The sequence below is a fragment of the Streptomyces sp. NPDC027663 genome, assembly GCF_055566415.1.
Genome location: NZ_JBVHSK010000005.1, coordinates 396,110 through 408,100, shown reverse-complemented (window position 1 = coordinate 408,100; position 11,991 = coordinate 396,110). Strand labels below are relative to the sequence as shown.

The following is an 11,991-nucleotide window of genomic DNA, read 5'->3' as shown; positions in this document are numbered from 1 at the left end:
CTACGGGTGAGCACACACCTGAGGCGTCGCCGGAAAGGGACGCGTCCGCACACGGACGCATCCAGATACGGCGGCGCGCACACGGAAAACGCATGCCCGCCCGCCGCGCACTGCCTCCCATCCGGACTTTAACCGTCGGTCCAGGAATTTCACCTGGTCAACCGGCCGCTGGAAGCGACCGGGTCGCGGACTGTAACCGCCGGTTCGGACTTTCACCGACCCCGGAGTGCGCTGCTTCTGGTACACGGCCAGTGTGCCACGCCCGCTGCTCGTCCATACGGATGAAGGGTGTGGGCTCGCTCACAGTCCGTGTCGTCGGTTTCGCGCCGCGCGGCCGCCCCGGTCAACTCGTCGGCGAGGCATGAGCGTTGGCCTTGGTCCGGACCCATTGACCGTACTGGTCTAGTCCTTTTAGGGTGCGGGCGGGCCCGGTGGCGGTGACGACGGCCCTTGCCCGCCGCCGGGCCGCCAGGGCGCCGGCCGGTGCCCGGCCGCCGCCAGGGCGCCGGCCGGTGCCCGGCGCCCCCGGTGGGGCTCCGGCAGGGCGTCGGCGGGGCTCTGGCAGGGTGACGGCATGACGACTGTCCTGCCCGACGAGGCGTTCGAAGCCCATCGCGCCCGGCTCTTCGGTCTGGCCTACCGGCTGCTCGGCTCCGCCCAGGAGGCGGAGGACGCGGTACAGGACGCGTATCTGCGGTTCGGCGGCGCCGACCGGGCCGCCATCGACCACCCCGGGGCCTGGCTCGCCAAGACCGTCACCAACCTCTGCCTGAACCGGCTGACCTCGGCCCGCGCCCGGCGCGAGCAGTACGTCGGGACCTGGCTGCCGGAGCCGGTGGTCACCTCCGACGGCACGCTCGGCCCCCTGGAGTCGGCCGAGCGCCGGGACCAGGTCTCGCTGGCCCTGCTGGTGCTGCTGGAGCGGCTGACACCGGCCGAACGCGCGGTGTACGTGCTGCGGGAGGCGTTCGGCTACGCGCACCGGGAGATCGCGGACGTCCTGGGGCTGGGCGAGGCCAACTGCCGTCAGCTGTACCGGCGGGCGGCACTGCGGGTGGCCGAGCCGGAGGGCCGGTTCGAAGCGGCTCCCGAGCGCCAGGAGGAACTGGTCACGTCGTTCGTCACGGCCGCCCGCGAGGGTGATCTCGCCGCCCTGGAGCGGCTGCTCGCGGCGGACGTCACCTGGTGGGCCGACGGCGGCGGCAAGGTCACGGCGGCGCTGCGGCCGATCGAGGGCCGGGACAAGGTGGTCCGTTTCCTGGCGGGCATCTCCCGGCGCTTCACGAGCGACATGGAGTTCACGACGGCCGAGGTCAACGGCGGGACCGCGCTCGTCACATGGGCCGGCGACACGCTCGTGGCGATCGCGGTCCCGGAGCTGCGGAACGGGCTGATCACGCAGGTGCGGGCGGTGGTCAACCCGGACAAGCTGGAGTTCGTACGGCAGCAGCTCACCCGCGTCTGAAAAAGTCTGCCCGCGGTTGTCACATTCTCCGGGGCTGTCCGGTCCCAGCTGGTGAAGGGCGCTCCGGCCGGGGTGCCCCGGTGTCCGAAGGGACGGAGAACAGCATGACCACGATCCTGGTGACCGGCGGAACCGGAACGCTGGGCCGGCTCGTCACGGAGCGGCTGCGGGCGGACGGGCACGAGGTCCGGGTGCTCAGCCGGCGCACCCAGCCGTACGCCGTCGACCTGCGCGAGGGCGGCCCAGGGCTGGATGCGGCCCTGGCAGGGGTGGAGACGGTCGTCCACTGCGCGAGCACCCCCCGCGGCGGCGACGAGGACGCCGCCCGGAACCTGATCACGGCGTCCCGGCGGGCCGGGGTCGGCCATCTGGCCTACATCTCCATCGTCGGGGTGGACCGGGTGCCCTTCGGCTACTACCGGAGCAAGCTCGCGGTGGAACGGCAGATCGAGGAGTCGGGGCTCGGCTGGACGGTCCTGCGGGCCACCCAGTTCCACGATCTGCTGGTCACGCTCTTCCAGGGGCTGGCCAAGCCGCCGGTGATGGCGCTCCCGGCCGGCGTGCCCGACCAGCCGGTCGAGGTCGCCGAGGTGGCCGCCCGGCTGGCCGAGCTGGCGACGGCGCCACCGGCCGGCCGGGTGCCGGACCTCGCCGGCCCCGAGGTCCGCACGCTCGAGTCGCTGGCCCGCGCCTATCTGCGGGCGGCCGGGCGGCGCCGCCCGATGGTCCGGGTCCCGCTGTTCGGGAAGACGTACCGCGCCTTCCGCGCGGGCGGCCACACGGCACCGGAAGGAGCACTGGGCAAGGTGACCTTCGAGGAGTACCTGGCACGGCGGTTCGGAGGCCGGGGCGGGCAGGGCTGAGCAGGCGGACTTCAGGACGCCGGTACCGCGAAGACGTCCTCCTGGGCTCGGTCCCGGGCCGTCAGCAGGGCTCCGCGCAGCACCGCGGTGCCGCCGAGGGTGCTTGCGCGTACCTCCGTGGCCAGCGGGGACATGCGGCGCAGCCGGTCCTCCACGAGGCCGGCCAGGATCTCTCCCCCGGCCTGGCCGACCTCGCCGCCGAGCACGACGCGTCCCGGGTCCAGGACGGCGACGACGGAGGCGGCGCCCATGGCGATCCGGTCGGCGAGGATCTCCAGGAAGCGGGCGGTGCCGGTTTCCTCACGAGTGCCGTCCGGGCCCTGCGTCGTCCGCGCCACCGCGTCCCGCACCACCGCCGCGACGCCCGGCCCGTCCGCCGTGTCCGGCGCCGGCAGCCCGCACTCCCGGGCCAGGGCCGCGATCGCGGCCGCGCCCGCCAGCGAGTGGAAGCCGCCCTCGCAGTCCGTCGCCGAGGGGAGCGACGCCGTGCCCGGGACGGGCAGGAAGCCGATCTCGCCGGTGCCGCCCGAGGCACCGCGGCGGAGGGTGCCGTCCAGGACGACCGCGGCGCCGACGCCGTGGCCGAGCCAGAGCAGGACGAAGGTGTCGCGGTCGCGGGCGGCGCCCTCGCGCTGTTCGGCCAGGGCGGCCAGATTGGTCTCGTTCTCCACGGTGACGCGGGCGCCGGGCAGCCGGTCCTGGAGGGCGGCGGCCAGGCTGCGGTGCCAGGCGGGCAGCCCCACGGAGTCGCGGAGGTCACCGGTGGCCGGGTCGATGAGGCCCGGTGCACCGATGCCGACGGTGTGCAGCCGCCCCGTCGTTCGAACGGACTCGCCCGAGTACACCCCCATGGCACCGGCCTGCCCGGCGGTGCGCTCCACCGCGGCCACCGCCTGTTCCACGGCCGGCCCGGTACCGGTATCCCCGCCGATCGGCACGAAGGTCTCGGCGAGCACCCGCCCGACCAGGTCGGAGACGAGGACGTAGACGCCTTCGGCGCGGACGTCGAGGGCGGCCAGGTGCGCGCGGTCGGCGACGATGCCGTACACCCGGGCGTTGGGGCCGCGGCGCTGCTCCCCGGCCTCCCCCACCACGGTGATCAGGCCGGAGACGGTGAGCCGTTCGACGAGGTCCGCGACCGTCGGCCGGGACAGACCGGTCAGCTGCTTCAACTGCCCGGCCGTCAGGGGGCCTTCCTGCTGCAGCAGCCGCAGGGCGAGCCGGTCGTTGATGGCCCGGGCGGTGCTCGGTGATGCGGGCATGACGGGAATCCTTCCAGACGGGGACGGCTTACTGCGCACTATCTATCAGGAAGGGTCCCTGATAGTTTGCGGCGGTGCCGCGAGGGCGCGGTGGGGAACTCCCGGGGAGGGGTTGCAACATGGGTGACGTGGGTTACGCACGGGACGAAGTCAGGCGCGCGCGGTGTGCGGTCGCGGCCGTCTTCGCCGTGCACGGCGCCGTGACCGGCTCCTTCGCCACCCGGGTGCCCTGGATCCAGGACCATGCCTCGCTGAGCGCGGGACAGCTCGGTTTCGCTCTGGCCTTCACGGCGTTCGGCGCCTCGTGCGCGATGCCGCTGGCGGGCCGGATCAGTCACCGCTTCGGCAGCCGTACGGCCCTTCGCGGACTGCTGACCCTGTGGACGCTGTCGCTGGTCCTGCCGTCCCTCTCACCGAACCTGTACACCCTGTGCCTGGCGATGTTCGCCTACGGCGCGACCTCCGGCATGGCCGATGTCGCCATGAACGCGCTGGGGGTCGAGGTCGAGCGGCGGCTCGGGAAGTCGGTCATGTCGGGTCTGCACGGGATGTGGAGCGCGGGCGCGCTCATCGGCTCGGCGGCCGGCACCCTCGCCGCGCACCTCGGCTCGGACGCGCGCCTGCACCACGTGCTCGCCGCGGCCACCCTCACCCTCCTCGGCCTGCTGGCCTGCACCTGGGTGCCGGACGTGCAGCCGGCCGAGGACGAGGAGCCGCCGCCGCGGTTCGCCCTGCCGCCGCGCTCGGCGCTGCTGATCGGCGCGGTCGGCTTCTGCGCGGTGTTCGCCGAGGGCGCGAGCCTGGACTGGTCGGCGGTGTTCCTGCGCGACCGGCTGGACAGCTCGGCCGGTCTGGCCGCGGCGTCGACGACCGGGTTCATGCTGACCATGGCGGTGGCCAGGATCGCCGGGGACGCGGTGGTGAACCGCTTCGGCGCGGTCCGTACCGTCCGGGCCGGCGGTGTCCTGGCCGGTGCGGGCGGGCTGCTGATCGTCCTCGCGGGGCATCCGGCGGTGGCGATGGCCGGGTTCGCGCTGACGGGACTCGGGATCGCCGTGGTCGTCCCGCTGTGCTTCGCGGCGGCCGGGCATGCCGGCCCGAACCCCAGTCAGGCGATAGCGGGCGTGGCGACCGTCACCTACACCTCGGGGCTGATCGCGCCCAGCCTGATCGGCGGGGTGGCCCAGGCCACCAGTCTGACGGTGTCGTTCTGCGTGGTGACCGCGCTGGCGTGCGGACTCGCGGTGTTCGCGGGTGTCCTGCGCACCGCCGGGCGCGGCGCCCGGACCGAGATCAGCCGGCCGGCCGAAGCAGTTCCCGGCCCGCGGCCCTGAAGGCGTCGCTCCAGGGCGCCGGGCGCATGGTCGTGGCGTCCAGCCGGACGAGCACCCGGGTGCCCTCTGCGTAGGTCTCGCTGCCGTCGGCCGAGCAGAACCGGAAGCCGTAGGTGAGGCCGGTGGTGCCGAGCCGCTCCAGCCAGAGGTGGACGGCGTAGACGCCCGGGCGGGTCACCGGTGCCCGATACGTGATCCGCACTTCCTTGACCGCATTGCAGGCGTCGCCGGCCGCCACCCAGTCGCCGTCGAAGCGGACGCCGTGCTCGTTCCACAGCTCCGTCCAGGCCCGCTCGACGAGCAGCGGGTAGCGGGCGTTGTGGAGGAGCCCGAGCGCGTCGAGGTCGTCGAAGTGGACGGTGACGGGGATGAGCCGGCCGTGGGTGACGACGGGGGCGATCGGGGCTTCGGCGGTCACGGGAAAGGCTCCTGAGCAGCGCTGGCGAGGGGTGACACCCCAGTACGCCACCATACTAAGCGACCGCTCAGGAGTCCCGTCCCGAGGATGCCCTGCCCGGCCGGGGGCTCGACCGGTTGTCGAGTCCAGTCGCCCGGCGGCCGGCCGCGACACTCGTCGGGCACTCCGAGCCAGTCGGCTATGTGAACACTGTTCACCAGTAGGACCGCGTGAGCGGAGAGCGGCCAGGTACCCGTGACAATGGTCCGGACCGTCTTCACGTACGTAAGGAAGCGAAACCACCATGGATCTCGGCGTGCGCTGGAAGCTGCACGGTGACGGGCGCACGCCCGCACCCGGAGCGGTGGTACGCCCCGACGAACGGCTCTCCTGGCCGCGTACCGCGGGCCTGGGGGCCCAGCACGTGGTCGCGATGTTCGGAGCGTCCTTCGTCGCCCCGGTACTGATGGGCCTGGACCCCAATCTCGCGATCATGATGTCCGGTGTCGCGACCATGATCTTCCTGCTGGCCACCCGCGGCCGGGTACCGAGCTACCTCGGCTGCTCCCTGTCGTTCGTGGGCGTGGCAGCCGTCATCCGCGCCCAGGGCGGTACCAGCGCCACCGTGACCGGCGCGGTCCTCGTCGTCGGCGTGGTGCTGTTCCTGGTGGGGCTCGCCGTGCAGCGCTTCGGCGCACGCATCATCCATGCCGCCATGCCGCCGATCGTGACCGGCGCGGTCGTCATGCTGATCGGCTTCAATCTCGCCCCCGTGACCGCGTCCACCTACTGGCCGCAGGACCAGTGGACCGCCCTGCTGGTGATGCTGTTCACCGGTCTGGCGGTCGTGTGTCTGCGTGGCTTCTGGTCGCGCATCGCGATCTTCCTGGGCCTCGTCTTCGGCTACGGCATCTCCTGGGCCTTCGACCGGATCTTCGGCAGGATTCACTCCATGAGCCCGGGCGGCAAGGTCACCGACCACTGGCGCCTGGACCTCTCCGGCGTCTCCGAGGCCGACTGGATCGGCCTGCCGCACTTCCACGGGCCGTCCTTCCAGTGGTCGGCGGTCCTGGTCGCGCTGCCGGTCGTCATCGCCCTGGTCGCGGAGAACGCCGGGCACGTCAAGGCGGTCGGCGAGATGACCGGCGACCCGCTGGACGACAAACTCGGTACGGCGATCTCGGCGGACGGCGTCGCCTCCGTACTCTCGACCGCCGTCGGCGGCCCCCCGAACACCACCTACTCGGAGAACATCGGCGTGATGGCCGCGACCCGCGTCTACTCCACCGCCGCCTACTGGGCCGCCGCCGGCTTCGCGCTGCTCTTCGGCGTCTGCCCGAAGTTCGGCGCGGTCGTGGCCGCCATCCCGGGCGGGGTCCTCGGCGGCATCACCGTCATCCTGTACGGCATGATCGGCCTGCTCGGCGCCCAGATCTGGCTCAACGCCAAGGTGGACCTGCGCAACCCGCTGAACCTGGTCCCGGCCGCCGCCGGCATCATCATCGGCGTCGGCAACGTCTCCATGAAGTTCACCGACAACTTCTCGCTCAGCGGCATCGCTCTGGGCACCCTGGTCGTCATCACCGGCTACCACGCCCTGCGCGCCTTCGCCCCTGCCCACCTGAAGACGCAGGCGCCGCTGCTGGACGAGGGCACGTCGTCCTACGACGCGAAGACGGGTACACAGGCGCCGCGCACCGAGTCGTAGCCCGCGGTTCCCCCGTTCCGGCGAAGCACCGGGCCGGTCGGCACGCCGGCCGGCCCCGGACTGGGACCCTTCCCCCATGGCGCAGCCGGCTCACCTCACCACCCCCGTCGACGCCGTCGACGCCGTCGTCGCGCGGATGCGCGCGCTCGATGCGGTCCTGCCCGAACGGGACGGCGTCGCCGTGTTCAACCGCGTCTACCTCGCCGTCACCGAGGAGGTCGGCCGTCGCCTGGACGCCGGGGAGTTCACCGACCCGCACGCGGCGGTGACGCTGGACGCGCGGTTCGCCGAGCGCTATCTCGCGGCGGTCGACGCGGCTGCCGCGGACCGCCGCCCGCCCGCCTGCTGGCGGCCCCTGTTCCAGCTGCGACGCCATCCGGGGGTGCGGCCGCTCCAGTTCGCGCTGAGCGGCATCAACGCGCACATCGGGCACGACCTGGCGCTGGCCGTCGTCGACACCTGCCGTGCGCTCGGCTGCGAACCTGCCGATCTGGAGGACGAGTTCGACCGGGTGGGCGAGCTCCTCGTGGCGCTGGAGGAGCGCATCCGCGAGGACCTCATGCCCGGCCCCGACCTGCTCCAGATCGCCGACCCGCTCACCCATCTGCTGGGCTCCTGGAGCCTGGAACGGGCCCGCGAGGCGACCTGGGCGGCGGCCCGCGCCCTGTGGGCGCTGCGGCACTGCGCCGATGTCGCCGAGGAGTTCACCGAACGGCTGGACGCGGCAGTGGGGTTCGCCGGGCGGATGCTGCTGACACCGCTTGCGGACTGACCGGTCCGGCCAGGAACCCACCCATGACCGCCGTACGTCGGCGGCACCCACTCGAACACGGAGGAGCAGCGCAATGGCGACCCGGCTCGGCCTCGGTCTTCCCCAGATGCGGCAGTACTCGACCGGCACGGACGTGCCCGAAGTGGCCCGCGCGGCCGAACGGATCGGCTACGACAGCCTGTGGGTCTTCGAAAGAGCCCTCTTCCCCGAACCCGCCACGCAAGGGCTGTACGGCATCGAGGGCCTGCCATGGCCCGACGAGTACCGGCACGTGGCCGACCCCCTGATCACCCTCGCCCTGGCCGCGGCGGCCACCGAACGGGCGGAGCTGGGCTCCAGCGTCCTGGTGGCGCCGCTGCACCTGCCGTTCCAGCTGGCCAAGGCGCTGGCCACGCTGGACGCGGCGAGCGGGGGCCGGGTGATCGCGGGCTTCGGCACCGGCTGGTCCCTGGACGAGTACGCGGCCTCGGGCGTCCGTCCGTTCGAGGAGCGCGGTGCGGTCCTGGACGAGGTCATCGAGGTGTGCCGGGCGGTGTGGGGCCCGGATCCGGTCGTCCACGACGGGAAGCTGGCCAGTATCGCCTCCGCCGTGGTCGGTCCCAAGCCGGCCCGGCCGATCCCGGTGCTGCTGGCCGCGAGCAACAGGCGGGCGTTCCGGCGGCTGGTCGACCACGCCGACGGCTGGCTGCCGACGAGCCTGCGCGCCGAACGGCTCGCCGCCCAGTGGCGGGAGCTGCGGGAGCTGGCCGAGGCGCGGGGCCGTACCGAGCCGATCCGGACCGTGCTGCGGGTGAACACCACCCGCGGGACCAAGCCGTACGAGGGCACCGGCCGCAGCCCCTTCCAGGGCAGCGTGGACCAGATCGTGGCCGATCTCGTGGACTACGCCGGGATCGGCCTGGACGAGGTCATCGTCGACCTGCAGAGCACCGCCCGGGACGCGCAGGAACTGGCGGACGTCGCCGCCGAGCTGTTCGAGAAGGCGCGGGCGGCCGGAGTCTGAGGCCGGCCGCCCACGCCTTGGTCCCTGGTTCCCGGTCAGTCCTCGGGAAGCTCCACCGGAGCGATCTCGTCGTAGACGTCACCGGGGCCCGGGTTGGCCGCGTCGGTGGTGCCGCCGAAGTGGTGCATGACGCCCCAGACCGCGTTCAGCGCGGTCTGGATCGCGCCCTCGGCCCAGCCGGCCGTCCACGAGATGTCGTCGCCGGCGAGGAAGATGCCCCGCTTGTCCTCGGGCAGCCGGTCCTGCATGAAGTGCGTGAACAGGCGCCGCTGGTAGCGGTAGTGGCCCGGCAGGTTGGCCTTGAACGCGCCCATGAAGTACGGCTCGTTCTCCCACGACACGGTCACCGGGTTGCCGATGATGTGCTTGCGGATGTCGACCTTGGGATAGATCTCGCCGAGCGACTTCAGCATGACCTCCATCCGCTCGTTCGCGGACAGCGGCAGCCACTTCAGGCTGTCGTCGCACCAGGTGTAGGACAGGCAGATCACGGCCGGCTTGTCCGGGCCGTCGTCCAGCAGGTAGGTGCCGCGGGTCATGCGGTCGGTCAGCGTCATCGACATGACGTCCCGGCCGGTGTCCTCGTCCTTGTCCAGCCAGAACGGCCGGTCGACCGGCACGAAGAGCTTGCTGGACTCCATGTAGTGGGTGCGCTCGATCGCGGTCCAGTGGTCGATCGGGAACAGCGAGTCGTCGCAGGCGATCTTGGACAGCAGCATCCAGGACTGGGCGGTGAAGATCGCCGCCTGGTAGGTGCGGATGTCGCCGTTCGCGTCGGTCACGGTGATCTGGTTGCCCGCGGTGCGGTGCAGCCGGGTCACGGCCGGCCTGGGCTCGCCGTCCACGTGCAGGGACTTCAGCGAGGTGCCGTACGGCCAGTGGACGATCTTCTCCGGCTCGCGCTCCCACAGGCGCAGCGGCAGCTGCTGGGAGCCGCCGACGATGCCGCGGTGGTGGTCGTCGGCCTCGGTGTAGACGACGCGCAGGATCTCCAGGATGGAGTTCGGGAAGTCGGTGTCCCAGCCGCCGGTGCCGAAGCCGACCTGGCCGAAGATCTCGCGGTGCCGGAAGGACTTGAAGGCTTCGGAGTCGCAGAGGAAGCCGTAGAAGGTCTGGTTGTCGAGCTTCTCGACCAGCTTCGCCCAGATCTCCCGGATGCGCGGGACGTCCCGCTCGCGCATCGCACGGTTCATGTCGGAGAAGTCGGCGCCCTCTTCGAGGCACTTGTTCCAGGCGTCGGCGACGTCCCGGTACACCTGGGGCAGGTCGTCGATGGTCTCGGCGTAGTGCGACTCGCCCTTGAGGTCCACGACGGTCGAGGGGGTGGCCTCGGCCAGCGGGTTCGGGAAGGGCGTGGTCTCCAGGCCCACCATGTCGATGTAGTGCTGCAGCGCGGTGGAGGACGGCGGGAAGCGCATGGCGCCCATCTCGGCGGTCAGCGAGTCGTCGCAGCCCTCGAAGCCGACCGTGCGGAGCCGGCCGCCGATCTGGTCGGCCTCGTAGACGACGGGCTTGAGGCCCATCTTCATCAGCTCGTACGCGGCGACGATGCCGGACAGACCGCCGCCGATGACGGCGACCTCGGTGCCGTGCTCGGTCGCGGGTATCTGGCCGAGGCCCGCCGGGTGGGCGAGGAAGGCGTCGTAGGCGTAAGGGAAGTCCGGGCCGAACATGGTGATCGGCGGCTGCTGCTCGTCGGCGTGCTCGACGGCGTTGGGCACCGTGGACGTCATGGGGTACGGACTCCTTGCGCGGGGGTGAGGCAGGGGAGGGCTCGGGTGGCGGTGGTACGGCGGGAGGCTCGGAGGGTTCAGACCAGGGACCCGTACAGGCCGGGGCGGCGGTCCTTCAGGTACGGGTTCGCCTCTCGGGAAGCGGCCAGGAAGGCGGGGTCGACGTCGGCGACCACCAGTTCCTCACCGCGGCCGGCGCGGCTGCGGGCGATGCCGTCGGGACCGGCGAGGGCGGAGAGGCCGAAGAACTCGAACTCGCCCTCGTGGCCGACCCGGTTGACGTACGCGACGTACATCTGGTTCTCCCAGGCACGCACCGGCACCATGGCCTCGGCGACGAACTGGAACGGGTGCATGTTCGCCGTCGGCACGACCAGCAGGTCGGTGCCGGCCAGGGCGTGGGCCCGGGCGTTCTCCGGGAACTCGACGTCGTAGCAGATCATGAGGCCGACGGTCAGGCCGCCCAGCCGGGCCTGGACGAGGGACTGCTCGCCCGGGGTGAAGTGCTCGCGCTCGGCGCAGCCGAAGAGGTGGGTCTTGCGGTAGTTCGCGAGGCGGGTGCCGTCGGCGGAGATCAGCTGGGCGGAGTTGTAGACCGTCTCGCCGACGCGCTCGGGGTAGCCGTAGGCGATCGCCAGGCCGTGCCGGGTGGCCATCTCGGCGATCGCGTCCGCGGAGTCGCCGTCGGCGGCCTCGGCCAGGCGGGCGATGTCGTCGCCGATCGCGTACCCGGTGAGGAACATCTCCGGCGCGGCCAGCAGCCCGGCACCCGCGGCGGCGGCCCGGCCCGCGGCCGCGTCGAGGACCTTGAGGTTCTCGGCGGTCGAGCCGGGGCGGCCGGAGCTCTGGAGCAGGGCGGTGCGCATGCGGGGTCCTCACCGGAAACGGGGGTTTTGGGGCCACGAAAAAGGTACGGTCGGCACGCTCGGCCGGACAAGAAGGAGCCGTTGCGCGCCGGTGCGCGGTTCATTGCGTGCCAGGGGGGTCGGGCGGCGATTCGTTGCGCGCCCCCGGGAGCCGGGCTCCTCCTCCCCGGTGCGCGGCTCACGGGCAGGGTGCCCTGCCGGGCGACGGGGGCGGGCTGCCCTCCGTGGTGCGATGTGCGCACGGCGGCGCGACGGGAGCGGGACGGGCGTTCAGCTCACGCGCTTGACCTGCGGAAAGAACCGCCATGAAGCGCCACACGGAGTTCGCCGCTCAGGTCACCGCTCGGCTGGTCGTCGCGGGGGCGGCCGGCTCGGCGACGGCCTCGGGAGGCGGGGTCACCCGGACTCCTCGCGCCGTCCCCGGCCTGGCGCGCGGCCGGCGCGGCCGGCGCAGCCGGGGGCTGAGCGGCTGGTGCTGCGGCCGGAAAGGTCTGCCGGAAAGCTCGCGGCGTCCGGTGCGGTGCATCGCAAGGCGGAGCACCACCCGCGTACGGGATGTACTCGGGTGGTGCGACAACGCGGCGGTGG

The 11,991-nt window shown here is 72.5% G+C and carries 11 protein-coding genes and 1 riboswitch; of the genes, 6 read left to right on the top strand and 5 right to left on the bottom strand.

All coding sequences use genetic code 11. From position 1 onward, the window contains the following. Positions 1-103: 103 nt before the first annotated feature. Positions 104-234, bottom strand: a riboswitch (FMN riboswitch). A gap of 340 nt (positions 235-574) precedes the next feature. Both ACZ4SF_RS17375 and ACZ4SF_RS17370 read left to right on the top strand, forming a co-directional pair. Next, positions 575-1,465: an RNA polymerase sigma-70 factor gene (locus tag ACZ4SF_RS17375; RefSeq protein ID WP_468384636.1), complete on the top strand. Its 891-nt coding sequence runs from the start codon at positions 575-577 to the stop codon at positions 1,463-1,465. Between the two features lie 104 nt (positions 1,466-1,569). Next, positions 1,570-2,328: an SDR family oxidoreductase gene (locus ACZ4SF_RS17370; RefSeq protein ID WP_468384633.1), complete on the top strand. Its 759-nt coding sequence runs from the start codon at positions 1,570-1,572 to the stop codon at positions 2,326-2,328. Between the two features lie 11 nt (positions 2,329-2,339). Here ACZ4SF_RS17370 and ACZ4SF_RS17365 read toward each other — a convergent pair whose 3' ends face one another. Further along, on the bottom strand, positions 2,340-3,590 hold the full coding sequence (locus ACZ4SF_RS17365; RefSeq protein WP_468384630.1) for an ROK family transcriptional regulator: 1,251 nt from the start codon (positions 3,588-3,590) through the stop codon (positions 2,340-2,342). A gap of 119 nt (positions 3,591-3,709) precedes the next feature. On the opposite strand from ACZ4SF_RS17365, the gene ACZ4SF_RS17360 reads away from it, so the two are divergent. Further along, a complete protein-coding gene (locus ACZ4SF_RS17360) occupies positions 3,710-4,924 on the top strand; it encodes an MFS transporter (protein ID WP_468384627.1) in 1,215 nt (404 codons plus the stop codon). Here ACZ4SF_RS17360 and ACZ4SF_RS17355 read toward each other — a convergent pair. Next, positions 4,884-5,342, bottom strand: a complete 459-nt coding sequence (locus tag ACZ4SF_RS17355; RefSeq protein WP_468384625.1) for an acyl-CoA thioesterase — start codon at positions 5,340-5,342, stop codon at positions 4,884-4,886. The genes ACZ4SF_RS17360 and ACZ4SF_RS17355 overlap by 41 nt on opposite strands. A gap of 283 nt (positions 5,343-5,625) precedes the next feature. On the opposite strand from ACZ4SF_RS17355, the gene ACZ4SF_RS17350 reads away from it, so the two are divergent. The 3 genes from ACZ4SF_RS17350 (at position 5,626) to ACZ4SF_RS17340 (ending at position 8,804) form a co-directional block, all read left to right on the top strand. After that, entirely contained in the window at positions 5,626-7,029 is a 1,404-nt protein-coding gene (locus ACZ4SF_RS17350) for a uracil-xanthine permease family protein (protein WP_468384622.1), read from the top strand. 76 nt (positions 7,030-7,105) lie between these two features. Beyond that, positions 7,106-7,801, top strand: coding sequence for a DUF5995 family protein (locus ACZ4SF_RS17345; protein WP_468384619.1), 696 nt, complete (start codon positions 7,106-7,108; stop codon positions 7,799-7,801). A 73-nt stretch (positions 7,802-7,874) separates the two neighbouring features. Beyond that, complete coding sequence (locus ACZ4SF_RS17340; RefSeq protein ID WP_468384617.1) at positions 7,875-8,804, top strand: TIGR03619 family F420-dependent LLM class oxidoreductase; 930 nt, start codon at positions 7,875-7,877, stop codon at positions 8,802-8,804. A 35-nt stretch (positions 8,805-8,839) separates the two neighbouring features. Here ACZ4SF_RS17340 and ACZ4SF_RS17335 read toward each other — a convergent pair whose 3' ends face one another. From ACZ4SF_RS17335 to ACZ4SF_RS17325, 3 genes are all read right to left on the bottom strand, one after another. Next, on the bottom strand, positions 8,840-10,537 hold the full coding sequence (locus tag ACZ4SF_RS17335) for a flavin monoamine oxidase family protein (protein WP_468384614.1): 1,698 nt from the start codon (positions 10,535-10,537) through the stop codon (positions 8,840-8,842). 77 nt (positions 10,538-10,614) lie between these two features. Further along, positions 10,615-11,403 (bottom strand): carbon-nitrogen hydrolase family protein, encoded by a 789-nt coding sequence (locus ACZ4SF_RS17330; protein WP_468384611.1) that lies wholly within the window; start codon positions 11,401-11,403, stop codon positions 10,615-10,617. 331 nt (positions 11,404-11,734) lie between these two features. Then, a partial coding sequence (locus ACZ4SF_RS17325; protein ID WP_468384608.1) for a hypothetical protein occupies positions 11,735-11,991 on the bottom strand: 257 nt, incomplete at its 5' end.